This window comes from Arthrobacter sp. Y3221157, from assembly GCF_059089865.1.
Window position 1 is genome coordinate 38784 of record NZ_JBNHFD010000014.1, and the last position, 22301, is coordinate 61084.

Annotated in this window: 26 protein-coding genes; 5 read left to right on the top strand and 21 right to left on the bottom strand. The window is 61.8% G+C overall.

Features of this window, described 5'->3' with window-relative positions; genetic code table 11:
- Nucleotides 1-6 precede the first annotated feature (6 nt).
- The 17 genes from AC5RTT_RS06495 to AC5RTT_RS06575 form a co-directional block, all read right to left on the bottom strand.
- The gene (locus AC5RTT_RS06495) at nt 7-891 is read right to left on the bottom strand and encodes a type II secretion system F family protein (RefSeq protein WP_494144498.1); all 885 of its coding nucleotides are present in this window, start codon (nt 889-891) and stop codon (nt 7-9) included.
- Nucleotides 892-897: 6 nt separating this feature from the next.
- The gene (locus AC5RTT_RS06500) at nt 898-1830 is read right to left on the bottom strand and encodes a type II secretion system F family protein (protein ID WP_494144499.1); all 933 of its coding nucleotides are present in this window, start codon (nt 1828-1830) and stop codon (nt 898-900) included.
- A gap of 9 nt (nt 1831-1839) precedes the next feature.
- Complete coding sequence (locus AC5RTT_RS06505) at nt 1840-3342, bottom strand: TadA family conjugal transfer-associated ATPase (RefSeq protein WP_494144500.1); 1503 nt, start codon at nt 3340-3342, stop codon at nt 1840-1842.
- Nucleotides 3342-4538, bottom strand: a complete 1197-nt coding sequence (locus AC5RTT_RS06510) for a CpaE/TadZ family protein (protein ID WP_494144501.1) — start codon at nt 4536-4538, stop codon at nt 3342-3344. Before AC5RTT_RS06510 ends, AC5RTT_RS06505 begins: the two co-directional genes overlap by 1 nt.
- Nucleotides 4535-5290 (bottom strand): Flp pilus assembly protein CpaB, encoded by a 756-nt coding sequence (gene cpaB / locus AC5RTT_RS06515; protein ID WP_494144502.1) that lies wholly within the window; start codon nt 5288-5290, stop codon nt 4535-4537. The genes AC5RTT_RS06510 and cpaB (AC5RTT_RS06515) overlap by 4 nt, the downstream gene beginning before the upstream one ends.
- 30 nt (nt 5291-5320) lie before the next feature.
- Nucleotides 5321-6361, bottom strand: a complete 1041-nt coding sequence (locus AC5RTT_RS06520; RefSeq protein ID WP_494144503.1) for a pilus assembly protein TadG-related protein — start codon at nt 6359-6361, stop codon at nt 5321-5323.
- Complete coding sequence (locus AC5RTT_RS06525) at nt 6349-6723, bottom strand: TadE/TadG family type IV pilus assembly protein (RefSeq protein ID WP_494144504.1); 375 nt, start codon at nt 6721-6723, stop codon at nt 6349-6351. Before AC5RTT_RS06525 ends, AC5RTT_RS06520 begins: the two co-directional genes overlap by 13 nt.
- A 92-nt stretch (nt 6724-6815) precedes the next feature.
- Entirely contained in the window at nt 6816-7022 is a 207-nt protein-coding gene (locus AC5RTT_RS06530) for a Flp family type IVb pilin (RefSeq protein WP_494144505.1), read from the bottom strand.
- A gap of 268 nt (nt 7023-7290) precedes the next feature.
- Nucleotides 7291-8169: a type II secretion system F family protein gene (locus AC5RTT_RS06535; RefSeq protein WP_494144506.1), complete on the bottom strand. Its 879-nt coding sequence runs from the start codon at nt 8167-8169 to the stop codon at nt 7291-7293.
- Between the two features lie 9 nt (nt 8170-8178).
- Complete coding sequence (locus AC5RTT_RS06540) at nt 8179-9120, bottom strand: type II secretion system F family protein (protein ID WP_494144507.1); 942 nt, start codon at nt 9118-9120, stop codon at nt 8179-8181.
- A 2-nt stretch (nt 9121-9122) separates the two neighbouring features.
- The gene (locus tag AC5RTT_RS06545; protein ID WP_494144508.1) at nt 9123-10589 is read right to left on the bottom strand and encodes a TadA family conjugal transfer-associated ATPase; all 1467 of its coding nucleotides are present in this window, start codon (nt 10587-10589) and stop codon (nt 9123-9125) included.
- Complete coding sequence (locus AC5RTT_RS06550) at nt 10586-11785, bottom strand: CpaE/TadZ family protein (RefSeq protein ID WP_494144509.1); 1200 nt, start codon at nt 11783-11785, stop codon at nt 10586-10588. Before AC5RTT_RS06550 ends, AC5RTT_RS06545 begins: the two co-directional genes overlap by 4 nt.
- Nucleotides 11785-12450, bottom strand: a complete 666-nt coding sequence (gene cpaB, locus AC5RTT_RS06555) for a Flp pilus assembly protein CpaB (protein WP_494144510.1) — start codon at nt 12448-12450, stop codon at nt 11785-11787. The genes AC5RTT_RS06550 and cpaB (AC5RTT_RS06555) overlap by 1 nt, the downstream gene beginning before the upstream one ends.
- A 166-nt stretch (nt 12451-12616) precedes the next feature.
- Nucleotides 12617-13666 (bottom strand): pilus assembly protein TadG-related protein, encoded by a 1050-nt coding sequence (locus AC5RTT_RS06560; protein WP_494144511.1) that lies wholly within the window; start codon nt 13664-13666, stop codon nt 12617-12619.
- Entirely contained in the window at nt 13654-14061 is a 408-nt protein-coding gene (locus AC5RTT_RS06565) for a TadE/TadG family type IV pilus assembly protein (protein ID WP_494144512.1), read from the bottom strand. Before AC5RTT_RS06565 ends, AC5RTT_RS06560 begins: the two co-directional genes overlap by 13 nt.
- Before the next feature lie 124 nt (nt 14062-14185).
- Nucleotides 14186-14392 (bottom strand): Flp family type IVb pilin, encoded by a 207-nt coding sequence (locus AC5RTT_RS06570; RefSeq protein ID WP_494144513.1) that lies wholly within the window; start codon nt 14390-14392, stop codon nt 14186-14188.
- A gap of 280 nt (nt 14393-14672) precedes the next feature.
- A complete protein-coding gene (locus AC5RTT_RS06575) occupies nt 14673-15146 on the bottom strand; it encodes a prepilin peptidase (protein ID WP_494144514.1) in 474 nt (157 codons plus the stop codon).
- Between the two features lie 486 nt (nt 15147-15632).
- Between AC5RTT_RS06575 and rplM the strand changes: the two genes are divergently transcribed.
- Both rplM and rpsI read left to right on the top strand, forming a co-directional pair.
- Nucleotides 15633-16076, top strand: a complete 444-nt coding sequence (gene rplM, locus AC5RTT_RS06580; RefSeq protein WP_009358699.1) for a 50S ribosomal protein L13 — start codon at nt 15633-15635, stop codon at nt 16074-16076.
- A gap of 38 nt (nt 16077-16114) precedes the next feature.
- The gene (gene rpsI / locus AC5RTT_RS06585; protein WP_494144515.1) at nt 16115-16618 is read left to right on the top strand and encodes a 30S ribosomal protein S9; all 504 of its coding nucleotides are present in this window, start codon (nt 16115-16117) and stop codon (nt 16616-16618) included.
- Nucleotides 16619-16709: 91 nt separating this feature from the next.
- Here the strand turns inward: rpsI and AC5RTT_RS06590 are convergent, their stop codons facing one another.
- Nucleotides 16710-17252: a hypothetical protein gene (locus AC5RTT_RS06590; protein ID WP_494144516.1), complete on the bottom strand. Its 543-nt coding sequence runs from the start codon at nt 17250-17252 to the stop codon at nt 16710-16712.
- Nucleotides 17253-17371: 119 nt separating this feature from the next.
- Between AC5RTT_RS06590 and glmM the strand changes: the two genes are divergently transcribed.
- Complete coding sequence (glmM, locus tag AC5RTT_RS06595; protein WP_494144517.1) at nt 17372-18733, top strand: phosphoglucosamine mutase; 1362 nt, start codon at nt 17372-17374, stop codon at nt 18731-18733.
- A gap of 276 nt (nt 18734-19009) precedes the next feature.
- Complete coding sequence (locus AC5RTT_RS06600; protein WP_494144518.1) at nt 19010-19516, top strand: hypothetical protein; 507 nt, start codon at nt 19010-19012, stop codon at nt 19514-19516.
- A gap of 319 nt (nt 19517-19835) precedes the next feature.
- On the opposite strand, the gene AC5RTT_RS06605 is transcribed toward AC5RTT_RS06600, so the two are convergent.
- Nucleotides 19836-20222: a hypothetical protein gene (locus tag AC5RTT_RS06605; RefSeq protein WP_494144519.1), complete on the bottom strand. Its 387-nt coding sequence runs from the start codon at nt 20220-20222 to the stop codon at nt 19836-19838.
- 705 nt (nt 20223-20927) lie between these two features.
- Nucleotides 20928-21332 carry a large conductance mechanosensitive channel protein MscL gene (gene mscL / locus AC5RTT_RS06610; protein WP_494144520.1) on the bottom strand — a complete coding sequence of 135 codons (405 nt, stop codon included), beginning with the start codon at nt 21330-21332 and terminating at the stop codon, nt 20928-20930.
- Between the two features lie 242 nt (nt 21333-21574).
- Between mscL and AC5RTT_RS06615 the strand changes: the two genes are divergently transcribed.
- Nucleotides 21575-21919: a hypothetical protein gene (locus tag AC5RTT_RS06615; RefSeq protein WP_494144521.1), complete on the top strand. Its 345-nt coding sequence runs from the start codon at nt 21575-21577 to the stop codon at nt 21917-21919.
- An 8-nt stretch (nt 21920-21927) separates the two neighbouring features.
- Here the strand turns inward: AC5RTT_RS06615 and AC5RTT_RS06620 are convergent.
- On the bottom strand, nt 21928-22301 hold a 374-nt coding region (locus tag AC5RTT_RS06620), incomplete at its 5' end, for a M15 family metallopeptidase (RefSeq protein WP_494144522.1).

A 22301-nucleotide genomic window follows, 5' to 3' on the forward strand; every position in this document is an offset into this window, starting at 1 on the left:
TGCCTGTCACTGGCCGCTGAACGTCATCACCGTATTGACCACGGCCGGGCCCAGGATGGCGATGAAGAGGACGGGGAATATAAAGAAGAGGAGCGGAAAGAGGATCATCACCGGAAGTTTCATGGCCTTTTCCTCTGCCCGCTGGCGGCGCTTCACGCGCATCACTTTGGCCTGGACCCGAAGCACCCGGCTGATGGCGATGCCGTAGGTGTCCGCCTGGACCACGGCCTGGACAAAGCTCCGCAGCTCCGGGATGTTGGTCCGTTCCGCCAGGGCGATGTAGGACTCGCGGCGGCTGCGGCCCACCTGCATGTCCTGCAGGGTGCGCACCAGTTCCTCCGCCAGCGGGCCCTTCCCGTTCTCGCCGGCGCGGGCCATGGCGCCCTCGAACCCGAGGCCCGCCTCCACGGAAATCAGCATCTGGTCCAGCGTGTTGGCAAGCTCCAGCTGGATGACCTTCTGCCGCTCCTGCCCCTTGCTGTAAAGCAGCAGGTCCGGAATGAAGTAGCCCAGGAACAGCAGGAAAAGACCTGACAGCTTCATCAGAGGGGTGCTGCCGATGGCGGTCAGGTAGATGCCGACGGTGATGCCTGCCAGGCCGATGGCGAGTTTGGACCCCAGCACCTTGCCCAGCGGCATGGAGACCGGGCGGCCGGCCAGGGCCAGCAGGCGGTCAAGGAATGCCACGTAGGCCGGGGGCGTGAGGCGGCGGCCGATGCCTTCGAGCAGCCCCGGCTTGGTTTCCTGGGCCACGGTGACGGACGGGGCGCCCCGGCCAAGGAGCTCGCCGACGGCCAGCCGGCCCTGCCTGTCCACGGTGAGGGCGGACCAGGCGAGGACCGCCACCGGGACTGAGACCAGGAGGACGGAGAGGAGGATGATGACGTTCACGGTTCCTCAGAACTTCAGGTTGATGATCTTGCGCATCCACAGCGCGCCGATGGTCATGAGGACGAAGGACGCGCCGATCATTGCCCAGCCCAGCGGGTGGGTGAACATTGAGTCCATGTAGGTGGGACTCACGGTGAGCAGCATGGCCACGATGCCAAACGGCATGGCAATCAAGATGTAGGCGGAGAACTTGCCTTCCGCCGCGAGCGCCTTGATGTGGCCCTTGATCTCCGCGCGCTCGCGGATGGTTTCGTTGACCTGGTCCAGGACGTCGGCCAGGTTGCCGCCCACTTCCCGGTTGATCTGGATGGCCTGCGAAATCCACACGAAGTCCTCATTTTTCATTCGGTCCGCCGTGTCGTTGAGCGCGGCCAGCAGGTCGCGGCCCAGGCTGGTTTCGGTGATCACCCGCCGCATCTCCTCCGACGTCGGCTTCTGCGACTCGGCCGCTGCGGCGTCGATGGCGCGCAGGATGCTGTGCCCGGCGCGGAGGCCGCCGGAGAGGAGCTGCAGGGTGTCCCCGAGCTGGCCGTCGAAGGCCGTCCGGCGTTTCCCGGCCAGGAACCCGAGGACGAGATTTCCGATGAAGGGTGCCAGCAGGGCAAGGAGCAGCCCCACCAACGGGCCCACCGTGACAGTTCCCACCAGCATGCCGAGGCAGGCACCGATCCCCACCAGGAGGAGGAATTCCGCCTGGCTGAGGCGCAGCCCGGCGTTCTCCAGCTGGGGGCGGGAGAAGAGGGTGAGGTTCCGCCCGGCCAGGAGCCGTTCGAAGGACCGGACGGCGGTCAGCGAGAACCGTGCCAGGGAGGATGGCGGGTCGGCATCGAACGGACGACGGCGGTCCAGCGGCACCGAGGGGGCGCCCGGCAGGATCACGGCGACGCCCAGCAGGCAGACGGCGGTGAGCAGGATGACGGCTCCGGCTGCGAGGATCACGATGGCGCCCTATCTTCCGGGAGAGGTGGTGCCGGCGGGGTTCAGGGGTGACGCAAAGACCGACGGCGACACGTGGATGCCCAGGTCCTCGAAGCGGTCGATGAACCGGGGCCGGATTCCCGTGGCCACGGGCTTGCCCAGGAACCGCCCCTGCGCATCCACCCCGGCGGAGTAGTCGAACACGAACGCGTCCTGGAGCGTGACGATGTCCCCTTCCATGCCCTGCACCTCCGTGACGTGCGTGATGCGCCGTGAGCCGTCACGGAGGCGGGAAATCTGCACGATGAGGTTGACGGCGGAGGCAATCTGTTCCCGGATGGCCCGCAGCGGCAGGTCCATGCCGGCCATGAGCACCAGGGTTTCGAGCCTGGCCACGGCATCGCGCGGGGAGTTGGAGTGCACGGTGGAAAGCGAGCCGTCGTGGCCGGTGTTCATCGCCTGCAGCATGTCCAGTGACTCGCCGCCGCGAACCTCGCCCACCACAATCCGGTCCGGGCGCATACGCAGCGAGTTCCGCAGCAGTTCGCGGATGGTCACTTCACCCTTGCCTTCGGTATTGGGCGGGCGGCTTTCGAGCCGGACCACGTGCTCCTGCTGGATCTGGAGCTCCACGGCGTCCTCGATGGTGACGATCCGTTCATCATGCGGAAGGAAGGATGAGAGCACGTTCAGGAGCGTGGTCTTGCCGGTGCCCGTGCCCCCGGACACGATGATGTTGAGCTTGGCCTTGACGCAGGCGTTGAGGAGCTCGGCCATTTCCGGCGTCAGGGTGCCGAAGTCGATCAGGTTGCGGACCGTCAACGGGACCTTGCTGAACTTACGGATGGTGAGCGAGGATCCGCCCACGGCCAGCGGCGGGATGACGGCGTTCACGCGGGAACCGTCCTCGAGCCGGGCATCCACCAGGGGGGACGACTCGTCGATACGGCGGCCCACCTTGGACACGATCCGCTCGATGACCTTGCGCAGGTGCTCCTCGGAGCTGAACCGGGATTCGGTGAGCGTCAGCTTGCCCTTGCGCTCGACATAGATCTGGTCCATCCGGTTGACCATGATTTCCGTGACGGCCGGGTCGTCCAGCAGGCGCTGGAGGGGGCCGTAGCCCAGGACGTCGTCGGCAACGTCGCGGACCAGCCGGGTGCGTTCCTCGGACGTGAGCGGAACCTGCTCGGCGTCAATGATGCGGGAGAGTTCCTCCTTGGCGGTGCTCCGGAGCTCCTGCTCGGTGACCGCGGCGTCATTGAAGCGGGCGCCCATCCGTTCGAAAAGGGCGTTGGCCGCCCGAAGCTTCATGGCGGCGAAGACGTCCACCTTGGGTGTGGTGGGCACCTGCTGGGTGCCGGCGTCGTGCGCTGGAATCACGACGGCGGGGCGCGCGGGAAGGTGCCCCTCCGCCGTCGTGCCCGGAAGGGTGTCCGGGGACGCGGCGGCGGGACGCTCCAGCACGGCCGTGGCGGTGCCGGATGCCTGGCCGCGGTCCTGGGCCGCGTTGATCCGTTCGGAGAGTTTCATCAGATGACCACCCTTCGGTGAAGCTTCCGCTGTGTCTGGGTACGCCACGCCGGGTTGAACCGCTCCACCAGCTGGCGGAGGCTCTTCACGGCGGGGTCTTTCCTTGATTCCTGGAGGACTGGGATGCCCCGGTTGGTGGAGAGGGCAACGGCTCGGGACCGGGGGACGCTGACATCCACGGGCGCGCCGATAGTGGACTCGACGTCCTGGACGTTGAGGCCGGCCTTGGCGTCCGCCATGTTCAGGACAACGTGCCGGGATTCGGGCATGATGTCCAGCTGGCGGAGGACTTCCAGGCCGGAGCGCAGGCCGCGGAGGCTGGGGACGTCCATGGCGCTGACCCACACCACGTCGGTGCACTGTTCCATGGCGGCCAGGCCGATTTCCGGCATGCCAGGTGCGGTGTCGATGACTACGTACTGGAATTCCTGGGCCAGCTGCTCGATGAGGCGGCTGATCTGTTCCGGGGTGATGTGGTCTGCGTCCACCGGGTTGGGCGGGGCGCAGAGCGCGTAGATGCCTGCCGGGTGCACGGTGAGGAACGCCTTGAGGACCAGGGGGTCCTGCGCGGCCGCCGGGGTCACGGCGTCAGTGACGGTGTGCTCCGGGTTCAGGTACAGGCCGGAGGCGACGTCGCCGAACTGCAGGTCCAGGTCCACGATCACCACGCTCATGGGAGCGACCTGGCCGAGGCCAATGGCGATGTTGGTGGCGAGGGTGGTCTTGCCGACGCCGCCCTTGGGGGAGAAGACACCGATGACCAGGCCCTTGCCGCCGTTCTCCGTGGGCGGGGCCTCGTGGTTGCGGTGCCGGGTGGCGAAGGACTGGCAGGCACGTTCCAGGAGGACGCGGATTTCCGCTGCGTCCGCTTGGGGGCTGAGGATGTCCCGAATGCCGGCGCGCATGGCGTGCAGCAGGAAGTCCGGCTCGATGTCGCTGACCAGGACCAGGCTGAGGCCGGGGAGCTGGACGTCGAACACCTTGGCGAACCGGAGTGCCTCCTCGTAGGGCACGTCCGGGCCGATGATCAGGACCTCGGGCTGCTCCTGGTTGAGCAGGGAGAACAGTTCGGCGGGGCCGGCCGGGAGGATGTCCGAGGCGATGGTCTGCACGGTGCCGCGGAGGCCGTTGGCGACGGCGGCGCGCAGCTTCTGGTCGAACTCGCCGTTGGGGGAGAGGAGGACGAAGCGGCTCACTTGTAGACCACCTCCTTGCGTTCGACCCGGGGGCCGTTGTCCTGGGCGTCCAGGGGTTCCTTGGTGAGCCAGAGCTCGCCGTTGATGGACGTGAAGATGATTTTGGCGGCGTCCACGTCGGTGACGGCGACGGTCAGCATGAGTGAGCCTTCGGGGAGGGTGGTGTCCTGCGGGTTGGTGCCGTCCTCCGCCTTTTCGGCGCTCGCGGCCTGCGGGGCGCGCTGGACAGCGGTGACCAGGACCTTGCGGAGGGTGAGCTGGGTGGTGGCGTCTTCCAGCTTTGCCTTGTAGGCGCCGTCCTTGAAGTTGAGGGCGATGCCCACGTGGTCGCCCACGTTTATCCTCCCGCCGGCAACGCGCTGCGGCTCCAGCTGGAAGGAGACTTCCTGCAGCCCCGCGGGAACTTCCACGGCGCCGCTCTCCTTGGCTTCCTCCGGAGCGACCAGCCGCTCGGCCAGGAGCTGCTCGCCGGGGACCAGGTCCACGGCGGCGACCGTGCCGGCCTTGCCGTCGAGGGTGCTGAGGGCGGTATCGGAGACGCCGGCTGCGGGGACGGTCTCAATGACCAGGGAAGCAGCCATGTCATTGACTGGGGTGCCGGCTGGGACGGCTTCCTTGACCACCAGGACCTCCCGGGGTTCGGTGGAGGCCAGTGCCCGCTGGTCTGCACCGTTGGCGTAAAAGATGATGAGGATGGCTCCCACGAGCGCCAGGGCGACGGCGGCCGTTCCGGCGAGCAGGCGAGACTTCACTGTGGTACTCCGTGGGTTCGTGGGGCGTGTTCAGAGGGTGAGGCGGGCGATGGTGGCGCCGTACTGGTCCACCGGACCGAGGGTGTAGCCGTCGGCGAGGGAGACGTACTTGACGAATTTGCCGATGATGCCGCGGCACTCACCCTTGCATTCGGTGGCGGTGGTGACGCCCGTCGTCGTCGACCTTTCGCTGCGGAACTCATGGGGGAGGCCGGTGCCGCCGCTGAACTTCCAGCCGGTGACGTCGAAGGCGGCGAAGGACACCAGGCCGTAGATGGCGCCCGCGCCGGTTCCGGTGACCTTGTTGAAGACCGGGAGGAGGACGATGACCTTGCGGCCTGCGGCGATTTCGCTGGCCCAGCGGTTGAGCTCCGTTGAGCAGTTGCCGGGGGCGTTGTTGCCGGGGTCGCTGCCGCCTTCGCTGACGGCGAGGTCGATGGTGCCGCCGCACTTGCCGGCGTCCTGGACCAGCCAGCCGAAGCCGCCCTGGACTGCGGCGCCGGACGGGCCGTAGTTGCAGTCGGCGTTCTGGTTCTTGCCGTGTTCCTGGAGGAGCTGGAGTGCGCCGCCGATGTTGTCCTTGACCTGGCAGACGGAGAACGCCAGGGGGAACGCGGTGCGGCCGGCCTTGGGGCTGCCCCACGCGGCCGAGGACCGGGCGCCCACCTCCATGGAGGGGATGCCGATGGCGTTGGCGAAGAAAAGCGAGACAGAGTTGTCTTTCCCGCTGGTTTCCTTGGCGCTGGTGGTGACGCTGACCGTGCGGGCGGTCGTGTTCAGCTGGATGCTTTGAACCTTGCTCATGCCGTCCAGGGCGTTCTGGTTGGCGAGGCTCCCGGCGAGGGTGGACGTCGTGGAACATTCTGTGTCTGTGGCATCGCGGGCGCATTTCTGTGCCAGGGCGATGGCGGAGGCGTCCGCGCCGCTTTGCAGCTGCGCGCGTTCGGAGTAGATGACCCCCACGTCGACGGCGATGGCCGTGAAGCCGAGGAGGGTCACCAGGAGGAGGGCGATGATGACGCTGACGGCGCCCTGTTCGTCTGTTGCTTGGTCGTTGGTCAGCCGCCGCACAGCATGACCCCCTTGCCTGTCATCAGGAACGGGCCCGCAATGCCGGTGATAGTGGACAGATTGTACTTGATGGTGAGGGTCACCTGGTTCCCGGTGCTGCACGCGTTGGTGCTGAGGGTGATGTCTGAGGCGGGGATGGCGGCGCTGACAGAGGCCGCCGCGTTTCTTGCCGCCGTTTTGGCGCCGGCCGGATCGTTGGCGATGGCCATGACGCGCACGCCGTCGCGCGCTGCGTTGGTGAGCGTGATCTGGGCGTTGTAGGCGCGGCCGAACTCGATGGTGCCCAGGACCAGCATCAGGAGGAGGGGCAACAGGATGGCGAATTCGACGGCGGCTGCTCCGCGCTCGGAATCGTGTGGCACCTGCTGCACCTCCTCCTGGATTTGCTGGTTGTACTTGAGCCTTGTTGGGGGTGCGGTTCCGATATGGGGTCCGGAACCGGACGGGGGATGTGTTAGCCGTTGCTGACGACGGGGGCTGCGGGTACCGGCACTTTGCCGGCGACGTCGTTGAACATCTTCGAGAGGTTGCCGCCGAGCAGCGTCACTGCGACGATTACCGCGACAGCGATGAGGGCAACCATGATGCCGTATTCGACGGCGGTGGCCCCCGTCTCTTCACGGCGAAGGCGGATCATGAGGTTGGTGTAGAGAGAAAGCATTTGAGACTCCTGTGCGAGACGAATGGCTGGTCCTGCACCAGCACTGAAACGAAGTTAGCAACCGAAATTGGTCCTAATCCCGGATCTTGGAGCATCCTGCGCAAACGCTTTCACTCCCGCACTTTTCCTGCGCTTTTGCTTGGTTTCCGCTGCGCTGATGCTGGGAATCCCTGTGGTGCGGGCACACACAAACGGACCCCCTCGGTTCTGGGTGCCGAGGGGGTCCGGTCTATGGGGCGCCGGTGGCGCTTTTTCTTTCCGCGAAGGTTCAGTTGAAGGCTTCGACTATGTTGATGGCCGCGGGTCCAAGGAGAACGATGAACAGAACGGGAAAAATGCAGAGAAGGAGGGGAAAGAGGACTTTCACTGGCAACTTCATCGCTTTCTCTTCGGCCCGCTGGCGCCGCTTCACTCTGGCCTGCTTGGCTTGGGTCCGAAGGACTTTCGCAATTCCAATGCCGTACTTGTCAGCCTGTATCACTGCCCTTACGAAGCTGCGCAAGTCTTGTACCGAAGAGCGACTGGCGAGGGCTTGGTACGCCTCCTGCCGGGGGCGCCCCACCTGCAGGTCTTGGAGGGTGCGCATGAGTTCCTGTGCAAGAGGTCCGCCCCCGTAACCGCCGGCCCTGGCCATCGCCGCCTCGAACCCAAGCCCCGCCTCGACTGATATAAGCAATTGGTCCAGGGTGTTGGGCAATTCGAGTTCGATGTCCTTTTGACGCTTGACACCCTTGTTGTAGACCAACAGATCGGGGAGGAAATAGAGGAAGACCGACAGAAAGAGCCCCAGGGCCATAACTTGTGGTGACGCGGATCGGGCGAACATCAGAAGACCGAGGATAGCGCCAGCCAGGGCGAGTAGAGGTTTGCCGATAATCACTCGTTCTAGGGGCAGCGATGCAGGCCGTCCAGCGAGTGACAACCAGCGATCCAACTTTGCCTCGTAGCCTGTGGGAGTCAAGCGTTTGGATAGGTCAAGAAGTGCAGGCGGGCGTTGGATAGCGGCGCCGCCCTCCTGCGTAAACCCCTGGGTCAGATTCGTCTGCACTGCAAGTGCCGCTTTCCGGTCGGTCGTAAACAGTGCCCAGATGAGGTAGGCCAGAGGAAGCACTACCAGCGATATGAACAGCAACGCTAACGGTGTCACGGTGTCCCCCTAGAATTTGATCTTCACGACGCGGCTCATCCAAAAGCCGCCTACAGCAAACATGGCCACCGCGCCCACCAGCATTACCAAGCCCATGGGATGCTCCACGAATACGTTGAGGTAACCGGGATTGATGAAGGCCAAGATGAGGGCCACACCTACCGGCATTGCCATCAAGACGTATGCCGACATTTTTCCTTCGGCGCTGAGAGACCTTACCTGCCCCTTTATTTCACTACGCTCGCGTATCGTTCCCGCTACCTGCTCGAGTACTTCCGCGAGGTCACCGCCCACCTCGCGGTTAATCTGGATTGCCTGGGATATCCAACGAAAGTCCTCGCTGTCCATCCGGTCGGCCACATCATCAAGGGCCAAGCGAACATCCTTACCAATCCGGGTCTCGTTGACGATGCGGAGAAGCTCTTCGGATGCTGGTGCGTCGGCCTCCTGAGCCGCAGCCTCGATCGAGCGAAGGATACTGTGGCCCACCCTTAGCCCACCGATCAGCATCTGGATTGTGTCCGTCAGTTGAGCTTCAAACTTGGCCCTGCGTTTGTCACGAAGGACGGCCAGCATCAACTTGGCAAGGAATGGGGTGGCTACCCCGGCCAAGAGCCCTAAAAACGGGTGTGTCAGGAGTGCAACGAAGGAAGCCAGCAGAACGGAGGCTACAGCAACCCCTACCGTAAAGTCTGCAGGTGCCATTTTGACCCCGGCGTTGTACAACACCTCGCGGTTGTAGGGCCCACCGGATTCTCCGATGACATTCTCCATAGCGTTGACGGCTGACTGCGAAACACGGGATACGGCGGATTTATCTTGCTGTAGACCTAGCCGGCGCCGTTCCAAAGGAATTGAGCTGAACCTTGGCTTGAAGACGACGAAGAACACGAGAACTATCGCGGACAGACAAAGTGCCACAGCCAGGACCAACATCATGGGAGAGTCCACAGTCATCGCCTTCCTGCCGGCGCCAAACCAGCACCGAAGACCGCCGGTGATACAGCAATGCCAAGGTCGGCGAATCGATCCAGGAAGCGGGGGCGGATACCTGTCGGCACGGGCTTACCCAGAAAGCGTCCGTGGGCATCCATGCCGGCTGAATAGTCGAACAGGAAGGCATCCTGCAACGTGACGATATCTCCCTCCATCCCCTGAACCTCGGTCACGTGCGTGACGCGACGGCTGCCGTCACGGAGGCGCGTCACCTGGACGATCAGATCTACCGCCGATGACACTTGTTCGCGGATTGCCCGGAGGGGAAGGTCCATGCCTGCCATAAGAACCAGGGTCTCCAGCCGTGCGACGGCGTCCCTTGGCGAGTTTGCGTGGACTGTGGACAATGAACCGTCGTGACCGGTGTTCATTGCCTGTAGCATGTCCAGCGATTCCCCGCTGCGGACTTCTCCGACAATGATGCGGTCAGGCCGCATACGGAGGGAGTTGCGCACGAGTTCACGGATCGACACAGCGCCCTTTCCCTCAATGTTTGGTGGGCGGCTCTCCAAACGGACAACATGCTCCTGCTGGAGCTGCAGTTCAACTGCATCCTCGATGGTCACGATACGGTCATCGGGCGGAATGAAGGAGGAGAGCACGTTGAGCAGGGTGGTTTTGCCAGTGCCTGTGCCGCCCGAGACGATGATGTTCAAGCGTGCGCGCACACAGGCGCTCAGCAACTCGGCCATCTCGGGAGTTAACGAACCCCAATCGATAAGATTCTGCACGGTCAGCGGAACCTTACTGAACTTCCGGATGGTCAGGGACGGTCCGTTCACTGCGAGCGGCGGAATAATTGCATTGACTCTGGAGCCGTCTTCGAGCCGGGCATCCACCAACGGGGACGATTCGTCGATCCGGCGGCCTACTTTAGAGACGATACGTTCGATAACTGTTCGAAGGTGGTCGTCGGAGCTGAATCGGTTGCCAGTCAGCGTCAACCGACCATGACGCTCGATGTAGATCTGGTCGAAACAGTTGACCATGATCTCTGTGACAGAAGGATCTTCCAGGAGTCGCTGAAGCGGACCAAGGCCCATCACTTCGTCAGCAATTTCGCGAATCAGCCGGCGGCGCTCCTCTGGCGACAGCGGGACCTGCTCCTCATCAATGACGGCTGAAAGCTCTTCGACAGCTGAGCTACGGAGAGACTCTTCTGACGAGGAAGTGTCGCCGAAGCGGGTACCCATCCTCTCGAAAAGGGCCTGGGCTGCCCTTTGCTTAAGTCCCGCCAGCGCATCGACGGCCGGGGATGCGGCTGCAGCCACAAACCCTGCTGACCCTGACAAGGTTGGCGTAGGTGCAACAGCCGTTGCGGCTGCTATTGGTGCTGATTGTTGTGGTGAGGTACCGGGTACTGCATCCTGCGCTGAAGCTGCTGGGCTGCCGCTATTTCGTGACAAACGATCCGAGAGTTTCATGACACCACCACCCGTCGGTGAACCTTGGTTTGAGGTGAAGCGATCCATTGAGGGTCGAAGCGGTCGACCAACTTCTTTAGCCCCTTGGACGCAGAATCCCTGACGTTACTCTGCAGGATCGGGATTCCCCTGTTTGTGGAAAAGGGGAGGGTTTTTGAGCGCGGAATGACAGTGTCAACCGGTACCCCGATGGTCGCTTCAACATCCTGTACGGAGATTCCGCTTTTGCGATCGGCGAAGTTTAATACCGTGTGCCGTCCCTGGGGGAGGAGTTGGAGTTCCCGCAGAACGGCGAAACTCTTGTGCAGTCCACGGATGCTTGGGACGTCCATCCCGCATACCCATACACCGTCGGTGGCCAACTCCAGCGTGGCCAGTACATGCTCGCCCAGCCCGGGAGCGGTATCAACCACAACATACTTGAACTCACCGGCGAGCTGGTTGATGAGCCGGCCGACATGCTCTGCCGCTATTGAATCCGACTCTGCTGGAGTCTTCGGGCCGCAAAGAGCATAGATGCCAGCCGGGTGCACGGTAAGGAATGCCTTCAAGACCATGGAGTCCTGGGAAGCAGCCCCGTGCACTGCATCTGTAATCGAGTGTTCCGGTTCCAGCAGAAGGCCGGAGGCAACATCACCGAACTGAAGGTCCAAGTCCACGAGCACCACACCCATGGGGGCTACTTTGCCCAGCCCGATGGCCAGATTGGTGGCGACGGTTGTCTTCCCCACTCCGCCCTTCGGGGACATAACCGCGATGACCCTCCCGCGGTCCTGTGTGCTTTCTGTTGCCGGAGCCATTCCACGTCGCCGGCTTGCGGACGCTAGACATGCACGTTCGAGGAGGACCCTCAATTCGCTGAGGCCTATTTCTGATGTGACCACGTCCCGAATCCCCGCGTGCATTGCGCGGAGCACTAGGTCGGGGCTGGGGTCTGCGATCAGGACGAGGCTGATTTCCGGGTATTGCAGGTCAAATACGGTTGCGAGTTTCAAGGCATCATCCGGCAACACACCGGGGCCGAGGATGAGAACCTCGGGCGGTGCGCCGCTGAGCTGCTTGAAGACATCGTCGGGTCCGCCCGTCATGACATCCGGAGACAGAGTCTGCAATTCTCCGTGAAGCGCACCTGTGATTGCCTGGCGTATGTGGCTTTCGAAATCGCGTACTGCTGTGACGGCTACAAAACGGCTCATCAGTACAGCCCACCAAAGGTCGTCACGGGCGGATCGCTCTTAGCGCTGGTATCGGTTTGCTTGGCCAGCCAGATGGTGCCAAATTCGGCTCCAAAGACGAGTTTGGCGGCGTCTGCATCGTTTCTTGCGACTGTCACGAAAGCCGAGCCGTTAGGCATTTCGACCTCGGAAGCTGGGTTGCCATCCCCTCCGCTGTTGGAGGACTTCTTGGTGTCTGGTGCTGCCTTTTGTACTGCCGTCACGAGAACATCGTGAAAGAGAAGGCCGGTTGATTGTTTCCAACCTTTGACTTCTGCTGGTACGGGAGCCTCTGCCGGCATGTTCTCCTCAGTTTTGAAGGAGGTATAGACGGTTACCTTGTCGCCAGCCTCAATACGGCCGCCCAGGAGACGTTCCGGGGTGAGGAGGATGGTAACTTCTTCCAGTCCCTCGGGAACCGGTACCGTACCGGGCACGAGTTCGCGAGGATCGACTAGACGAGCGGCCAGCAATTGTTCTCCGGGCTCAAGTGCCACCCCGGTAACTTTTCCGCTCTGCTCGTCGAGCGTTGAAAGTGCTCCTTCCGGCACCGCTGATTTAGGTAGGGTTTCCGACCGTACTTTATTTGTTAGGTCTGAGGACTTGGTCCCAGCGGCGACCTTTTCAGTGACAACTAGGACGTTCACAGGCTCGAGTCCAGCCTGGGCTCGCGCTGAAGCGCCTTGAACATACACAAAAAGGAGAACAGCTCCTACTACTGCCAGTAGTAATGCAGCTAAGCCTCCCAGTAGGCGTGATTTCACTTTCTTGCTCCTTTGATGGTGTCTTAGTTTTCAAGCGGAGCGCTTGAGGCTAATTCGTGAGTGCGACCACGGTCGCGCCGTAGTTTGGCCCGCCGCCGGTTGCTGACAGACCCTCTTCAAGGGAGACGAAGCGGGTGAAATAGCCCTGGACGCCGCGGCAGTTGCCTGTGCAGCTCGGAGCTGCAGGGTCTAGGTCTGTCATGCCAGGTCCGCCACCGAATTTGAAACCTGTCACTTGGAAAGCGATGAAACCCACGAGCGTATATTTCGTCTTCTGGCCGTTTTGAACAGCTGTGGAGAAAAGTGGGATAAGAATGGGGGAGTCTTTGATTGTGGCGGGCATCGCGCTGCATACGGCAGGAAGGTCGTTGCCGGGGTTGCTTCCAACCTCACTGTTGGCAACGTCGATATTTGCGGAGCACCCGGTGTCCGTATCCAGCCATCCAAACCCTCCAGGTGCATAGCCATTCTGCGCTGCGCACCCAGGGTACGCTGGCACATTCTGGTCGTAGCGAAGCAGGATATGAGTCGGAGTGGGATCGCCTGTGAAGTTGCCTGTTGAGTTGAGTTCAGCCAATTGACTAGCCGACAGATACTTTTCAAAAACGCATTTGCTGACAGTCCATGGCAATGTCTCGGCACCGGATGGTGCGCCCCACGATGCAACAGCGGACGCATGGATCACCGCTGTTTCAACCCCGAGTACCCTTGCAAAGAAAAGCGCGAAGCTGTCATCTGTTGATCCGGCAACTTGAGCGTTGGTCTCGACACGAACGCTAGTAGCCGTGGGTTGTGTGACTGAGAAAACTCCGCTGGAGTCATCATTCGCGTTATCGTCCGCGAGGCGGTTATCGGTATCTGCCATTGCGGTAGCGCAGTTGATACCTTGTGCACAGTCGCCGGCGATAGCCAGTGCAGTCGCGTCGGCACCATTTTGTAGTTGCGCTTTTTCGGCGTACAGGGCGCCCACGTCGACGGCAAGGGCGGTGAATCCAAGGAGTGCAACTAGGGAAAACGCCACGAGGACGGCTGCTGCGCCACGTTCGTTGCCGTGTTGGCCGGCCTCCTCTAGATTGTCCGAAGCCTTCAGCCACCGCATCTCATCACCCCTACGCCTGTCAATGTCATGGGAAAAAGTCCTGGGGAGCCAAACCAGCCGATGTCAAGGAAGCCCGTCATTGAGGCCAGATTGACGCTGGTTGTGACTTCTACGTTTGCGCCGGGAGCACAATCACTGGCGTTGTCCGACACCCCAACCCCCAATCCATCTAAGGAAGGCGCAGCACCAAGTGCTGTCCCTTCGACGTCCATGGTGCCGTCGCTGTAGTGGATAGCTGCGTGACGTGCACCCTCGCGCGCCGCTTGGGTCAGGGAATTCTGGACGTTGAACACGCGGCCAAACTCGATGGTGCCAATGAGAATTACCAGGAGCAGCGGAAGGACAATGGCCATCTCAACTGCTGCTGCACCGCGTTCTTTTGGTTGTCGTTTCAAGACTGTCCCCTGATCGAGTCTGCAACGTTGGTTATTCCTGCCGCCGGCGGCTGCAGGCTGGTAAGTAACTGAACACAAGTGGGGCGAGACCGCGGGGTGCAGTCTCGCCCCACTTGCGTGGGACCTACGGAACGGCCGGAAGAGCGTCAGAAACTCCCTCGAACAATGCAGCGATCTGCGGCCCGAGGATGATGACGGCTGCCATAACCAGGACTGCGATGAAGGCGACCATGATGCCGTATTCGACCATCGTGGCGCCCTTTTCTTCACGGGTGAAGCGATCCTTGACGCCGGCGATGAAAGCAGTCATAGAGACCATGAGAGAAGTCATTGTAATTTCCTTTAATTCGGTGAAATTGGTTATGTGATTTCAACGAATTTCCAGCTGCCCCCATAGATCCTTAGCGGCTGGATTTCGCTAAGAAGAGATTGTCATTGGGGGGATGTGGGCAACAATGAGTAGCAGTACTCGACTTTTTGAAAGTCGGTCTAAATTTCGTACCCGAAACAAGGGAGTAGTACGCAGAAGGAGGCCGATACTGCACGATCGACTACTTGGATCGGGGGTTATGGAAGGCCCGGGAAGTTGACGGAGGACCGAACTGTTGTAGCTACGGGATGAAGAGGCTAACGACGACGACGGCGCCGAGCATCGAAGGCCCGTGTGCCACTTCTGTCGCTTTTTTCCGGCCGCTTCTGCCGATGAGGGCTACGGTGACAAAGCCGTTGAGGATGAACCCGAGCAGGCCGCCGTACAGCAGTTGGCTCCAACCTAGGTACCCGAGGTACAGGCCGACGGGAGCCGCGAGCTTCACGTCGCCCATTCCGATGCCGCCTGGGGAAATCAGCCCCAAAATAAGGTAGCTGGCAAACAAAATGACCGCTCCGAGTGCAGCTCTCAACAAATCATCTGCCTGCTTATCGAGCAGTATTGGCGTCAAGAACAATAAAAAGCCGCCGGCGAGGAGCATTAGTACGAGCGGGTTGGGCAGTAAGTGAAGTGCAACGTCGATGCGTGCGAGCTGTATGCCCAGTACGGCCAAGAAAAGAAAAGCCGGCAGTTCAAACGTAATTCCCAAGCGCATGGCGAAGGTCAGGCAGGCTAGTCCGGTGAGCGCCGCCGTCGTAAGTCTGACGGGGCGGGACGGGAGCCCCCCCAGCCGTGGAAGGCGCCATGCAATCAGGGACTCGGCAGCGGGGGAGAGGGCGGAGCCAAGGAGTGCCGCTCCGAGGATAAGAAGCCAGCCCGCTGAACCGTCATCTCCCATAACCAACACCACGACCCCCTGCGTTCGTCAGGCCGGCGGGGCTGAGGTTCCGTCCGGCTACCCCATTTTGACCCTGAACCCCCTGACGCGCTAATCTTGGTAGTCGTTGTGCGTGTCCTATTCCGATGGTGCGTGCCCGCTTGAGAATCCGGTTGCAGGATGACTACTCAACGGTCACATTCGGAACCACAGGATGACTGGTTACATAGAGCCCTCACCTCTGTTCCGGTAGCGCGCAGACAGTAGGTGCACGAGCTAGTGACACCTAAACAAGAACGCCAGAACAAGAACGAGGCAAACACCGTGCGTACGTACACCCCGAAGCCCGGCGATATCAACCGCCAGTGGCACGTCATTGACGCCACAGACGTTGTCCTTGGTCGTCTTGCAAGCCAGACCGCAATCCTGCTGCGCGGCAAGCACAAGGCCACCTATGCATCCCACATGGACATGGGCGACTTCGTCATCATCATCAACGCTGAAAAGGTAGCCCTGACCGGCGCCAAGCTGGAGCAGAAGCGCGCTTACCGCCACTCCGGCTACCCGGGCGGCCTGACCTCCGTCAACTACGCGGAACTGCTGGAATCCAACCCGGTCCGCGCCGTTGAGAAGGCCATCAAGGGCATGCTCCCCAAGAACTCCCTCGCTGCACAGCAGCTCGGCAAGCTGAAGGTGTACCGCGGTGCTGAGCACCCGCACGCCGCACAGCAGCCCAAGACTTTCGAAATCACCCAGGTCGCCCAGTAGTCCTGGCCACCAAACAACTTATCTATACAAGGAGAATCGTGGCTCAGAACGAAGAGACCACCGAAGCCGTTGAGGCTGAGGAAACCCTGACCAGCTACACCTCTGAGAGCTCGGCTGCCGAAGCCGCTCCCAAGAAGGAACGCCCGGCCCTGACCGTTGCCGGCGCAGCTGTTGGCCGCCGCAAGGAAGCCGTTGCACGCGTCCGCGTTGTGCCCGGCACCGGCAAGTGGACTATCAACGGCCGCGAGCTGGCGAACTACTTCCCGAACAAGCTGCACCAGCAGGACGTCAACGAGCCCTTCAAGATCCTCGATCTCGAAGGCGCCTACGACGTCATCGCCCGCATCCACGGCGGCGGCATCTCCGGCCAGGCCGGCGCGCTGCGCCTCGGCATTGCCCGTTCCCTGAACGAGATCGACGTCGAGAACAACCGCGCCACCCTGAAGAAGGCCGGTTACCTGTCCCGCGACGCCCGCGTCATCGAGCGTAAGAAGGCCGGTCTCAAGAAGGCCCGCAAGGCCCAGCAGTACTCCAAGCGCTAATCACGCTTGCACAGAAGCCCGTCCCGCCGTCCGGTGGGGCGGGCTTCTGCCGTTAAATACATACTTCTAGGAGGTTCGAGAGTAATGGAGATCAGCGGTGAATAAGATGTCCCCAGTCAAGCGCGTCGCTGAGGGCTGAGTCCTTGAATCCTGGATGCTTGTGGCGTAGGTGCTGAATATCCAGCATGGCATCCCAGACTCCTGCACCCATACGCTTGCCTTCCTCGATCAGTGCGTTAGCTCGCCTCACTGCCTCCGTAATCTGTTCGCCCGAGTGCAGATCACCTAAGGCATTAGCCAGGCTTATCCGCCCCAATGCGTACTGGCCTATATGTCCGGAGTAGCGACAATTGAAGTAGTGAATGATGAAGACCGCGTTCAGCGCGTCCTCTTTCCGTGCTTCGGCGATGAGTTGCTCTCGGCGTGACAGCACGGTGAGTTGCGCCTTGCCGATCCGCTCCAACGCGTCATCAAGCTCGACCTCGTAACGTTCAGCCGGAAAACCGGGCACGGTCGTTTGTATCTGCTCCAATGCGGCCTCACGAAAGTCTCTGCCCTCGATCAAGCGGGAGCCGTAGAAATCGGCGGCGGAGCGGAGACGAAATTCAAGAGCCGGGTCTGCCGACTGTTCCATCCCATTCACCTAACCTGCTGACCCTCGGTCGTATTGAGCGTTGCATCTTCTGGTGGCATCAGCGTACCGGCTGGCCTGCCGTTTCAAGCGTTAGGACCCCCATCCTCTAGACTTGACCGGTGTCTAGATTATTTGGAACTGATGGTGTCCGGGGGCTGGCCAACGGCCTGCTGACAGCAGAGCTGGCCATGCAGCTGGCCCAGGCGGCCGCCGTCGTGCTCGGCCACGACCGCAACTCCAACGGCTCCCGGCCCCGCGCCGTGGTGGCCCGCGACCCCCGCGCCAGCGGCGAATTCATCGCTGCAGCGGTGGAGGCCGGCCTCTCCAGCTCCGGCGTGGACGTCTATGACGCCGGGGTCCTCCCCACCCCGGCAGCGGCCTACCTGGTGGCGGACCTTAACGCCGATTTCGGCGTCATGATCTCCGCCTCGCACAACCCCGCGCCGGACAACGGCATCAAGTTCTTCGCCCGTGGCGGCCAGAAACTCCCCGACGACGTGGAGGACGCCATCGAGGCGCAGATGGCCAACGAGGCCGTACGTCCCACCGGCCCCGATGTGGGGCGCATCCAGCGCTTCTCTGACGCCGAGGACCGCTACATCGTCCACCTCCTTGGCACCCTGCCGCACAACCTCGAGGGACTCACCGTGGTCCTGGACTGCGCCCACGGGGCCGCCAGCGGTTGCTCGCCCCAGGTCTTCAAGGATGCCGGCGCGAACGTCATCGTCATCGGCGCGGAACCGGACGGCCTCAACATCAACGACGGCGTCGGCTCCACCCACCTGGGCCCGCTGAAGGAAGCCGTGGTGAAGCACGGCGCCGACCTCGGCATCGCCCACGACGGCGACGCCGACCGCTGCCTCGCCGTGGACCACGAGGGCAACGAGGTGGACGGCGACCAGATTATGGCCATCCTCGCCGTCGCACTCAAAACCTCCGGCAAGCTGAAGGACGACGTCCTGGTGGCTACCGTCATGAGCAACCTCGGCCTGAAGATCGCGCTGCGCGAGGCAGGCATCAGCCTCCGAGAAACTGCAGTGGGGGACCGCTACGTCCTCGAAGGCATGCGCGAGGGTGGCTTCAGCCTCGGCGGCGAACAGTCCGGCCACGTCATCTTCTCTGACTATGCCACCACCGGCGACGGCCTCCTCACCGGCCTCCAGCTTGCCGCCCAGGTTGCCCTGACCAAAAAGCCGCTCAAGGAGCTGGCCACCGTGATGACCAAGCTCCCGCAGGTCCTCATCAACGTCAAGGGCGTGGACCGCACCCGGGTCGGCAGCAGCGACGTCCTCGCGCAGGCCGTGGCCACCGCGGAGGCCACCCTCGGCGACACCGGCCGCGTCCTGCTCCGCCCCTCCGGCACGGAGCCCGTGGTCCGCGTGATGGTGGAAGCGGGCGACGAGGACACCGCACAGTCCATCGCCGAACACCTCGCCCAGGTGGTCCGGACGGAACTGGCCTTGGAACTCGTTAGCGAGTAAACGGCAGCATAGACATGCGGCCCGCCTCCGGAGAATGAATGTCTGCGGAAAATGGGCGGGCTGAATAGGATGCCAAGCCTGCAAGGGCTTGGGCGTGATTTGCACCGGCTCCAGGCCCTCGAACAGTTCTTTAATTCCCTCCACGTTGGACAGGATCCTTGGAGTCCATTGTCGGCCTTGGTCGAGAACCTTTGTCCGGCAGATGGACCTCTAGCTGGAATTCCTCAAGGAGTTTAGAGTCGGACGGATATCGGTTTGAAATTCGAGGGTGAAAACATGAGTATTGGATTTCTGGCATATCCCGGACCATGGCAGCGTGAGGGGCGGGGCCTCGGAGCCGAGGTCGAAGGTCTGACTGCGGAAGCGGTCGAGGGCGCGATTAGCTCACTACCACCGGATTGGGCACCCTATCGCCTCCTCGCTGTTACCAAGCGGAAGGAAGGTCGCCACTATGTGGACGTAGTCCGAGTGGTCGAGGCAGCCCAGCTGGATGAGAGTGCCGCGGAATCCCGGTGGAACTACTTCTTGTGGAGCCCATCGCTCACGCCAGAACTAAACGAGCCACTTCAAACCGAATACGTGGACCCCCGTGCTGCCGGTATGCTCTCGCTAAGCGGCCTCGTAAACATCCAGTATCGGCCGAAGATGAAGGGACGTGAGCATCAAAGCGGCATCGGTTGTGTTCACAGGATTGCTGCAGAATCAGGAGAAGTCGTCCTTCATGAGGAGTACGAGAAAATCTATCGCTCGCTACTTCGCCAACTCCGCAAGAACGGAACATGAGTTCTTACAACCACTCTGACTGGGGTGTGGCCCTCCTCGGATGAACTTCCTACGGACACTCGGTTGCCTGTGCCTTGAAAACTACAGCTTCGAGTTCTACGATGTTTTCCCGAGCCCGTAGAAACCGTCTCTACGGGTCTTCGGCTCCTTTTGCAGCCCTCATCAAGAGACGACTTACCTGGCGGGATCGAGGATAATAGGCGCTCCGCTATCAGCAGCTTATTCCAGAAGCGACCTTAGGGCTGGAAATCCCTTTTGCATACGCTCTAACAAGGAGCCGACGGCTGGACGACGTGTAGCAGGAGGTCGTGGCCTGAGATCATGACACTGAAAACACTTCAAGCGTCTTCGGCCAAACGATCACGTACCGATCTTCATCGGCTCGCCTGTATGCCGACCTTACGTCGGTCCACCGTGTGCTGGGACCAAGCGATGTCATCGCGTCCTGAAACGCTGCAAGAGGCAGGTCGCTGCAGATAAAGATGTTCATTTCGGCGGTGCCGAAGTCGTGGCCGTCCACGAAGCCGTGCGCACCCGGGAGGTTTGCCTCGAGCAGATCCTCTATGGCGATGAGCTCATCGTAGTCAGCCTCTGAGGTAACCGGCCATTGCAGAACAAGGATGTACTTCACTTCCGTCTCTTTCCCGAGACTTTTGATTGAGCCGTGGAAAAGCTCATCGAGTTCGCATCCACGCTGATCCGACACGTTGAAGGCCTTCGCCGACTCCGAGGGAGAGAGCGAGGGACCAATCGGCAACCACTGCCGAGAGCAGCCCGATGGGGGTCACACGCACAGCGGCTCGATCCACTTGATCTGCCGGGCTATCCAACGCCTCCCACTGATCGACTTCCCATCGGAAGACCGACACTGGCGGTGAGGACTTGGTTAGGACTCCGAGTGTCGTGACCAGATGGCTCTCTAGTGGCACGGTTAGGTTCCAAGGGCGCACCAGCCACTGCCAAACCGGATCCGGCCCTTCGCCCAGGCTCTTGGCCATGTCCGGAATACCCACCGTGGGGGGGGGATCAATGGGCACAACTTGAACCCAACTACCGCTTGCTTGCTGCCTCTGTGCGCCGAGTTATAACGCCTCTACCCAGTCTTGTTCTACTGCTCTCAGGGCAAAGATACCGAGTCCTTCAACACAGACCGGGCCCGGGTCGCGGGACGGTCGATGAGCGAGATCTGCGGCGCAAGCACGGAGAACCCGATCAACTTGGTGTACGTCGTAGCGCAGGGCTCCAGCGCATACTAATTCATGGCCAGCCTGGGCTCTGGCACCTTGCGTGTACGCGTAGGGCGGGATTGTGCCTTGCTGGACAGCCGTGACAAGAATTTCAAGACTCACGCGGACCCCCTTTACTAGATATCCTGCTCTGCTTACGTTGCCGGTAGATCTTAGTGTGACAGCTAGGAGGCCCGGCTTTTCAGTGCGTCGCGGATCTCGGTCAGCAGGGCAATCTGCGGGTCCTCCGCCGACTCGTTCTTGACGTCCTGGCCGATCCCCAGCCGCCGGTTGCGGCGCTCGATCATCAGGTTCATCGGCATGACCACCACGAAGTAGATGGCGGCCGAGATCAGCAGGAAATTGACGATGGCCGTCAGCAGGACGCCGAATTCGATCGCGTTGCCGTTGAGGTCAACCCTGGCGAAGCTGTCGAAGTTCGGCGATCCAACCACCGCCGCAACAAAGGGCATCAGTACCTTGTTCACCAGCGCCGTCACCACCGACCCGAACGCGGTGCCGATGACAACGGCGACGGCAAGATCAACCACGTTGCCCTTCATGATGAAATTCTTGAATCCAGTCAGCATAAGAACCAACGTACTGGAGGGCTGAAGGGCGCCCCAAACATAGGGCTGGGCTATTCCATGCCGGAAGTCCTCCGGCAGCCCGGAGGTCTAGGGAGCACCCGCCGGCCCCCAAGTTATTCCACAGGCTTTGATCAAGATCCTTGCTGGCTGTGGGACGGCCTTCATAGGGTCAGTGCATCATTCATCACGCCCCTTGCCGAGCCAACGCGGGCCTGTGCTACTTGCACTCAGATTGGGGGACCATGACGGACCAGGACGTGGAGGTCGCACAAGCGCGCGAGGACGGCGGAACACTGGAAGTTGGGCGCACTCCTGCATGGGAAGTTAAGCACAAGTTGGAGCAGAACCCGGACGAGATGGTCCACTTCGTCTGCTGCCGTGACGTCGTCTGGCGGAAAGCCCTCTGCGGGTATGAGGAGCCCGAGATGACTATCGCACCGCAGGCTACGGTTTTCTGCACGATGTGTGTTGAGGTCATGACAGCAAAGAGCGGCGTGCCTTGGGACGGAAACTGCCCAGTCGACGACCAGCCGTGCCCTGACGAAGAGGCGATAGAAAAGATCATTGACGAGCGGACCGCACGGTAGCGCTGGCCTTACAGGTACCCCGGCGCCGCCTCCACGCCGAAGTACTCCTCCAGCGTGAAGATGCCCCGGGCCGCCATGTCCGTGGCCGCCTCCACGCCGATGTACCGCAGGTGCCACGGCTCGTAGTAGTACCCCGTGATGGGGTGGAACATCCACGGGTACCGCACCACGAACCCGAACCGGTGCCCGTTCGCCTTCGCCCACACCGCCGCGGGCTGGTCCCTGAAGCACGGCTGGAACCCGCAGGCCCCGTTGCCGTCGGCAATGTCGAACGCCCACCCGGTCTGGTGCTCCGAATAGCCCGGGCGCGCGCTGGCGGTGTCGGCGTCGGCCTGGCCCCGCGCCGCCACGGAGCTGTTGTACGTGGCCACCGGGGTGGCAT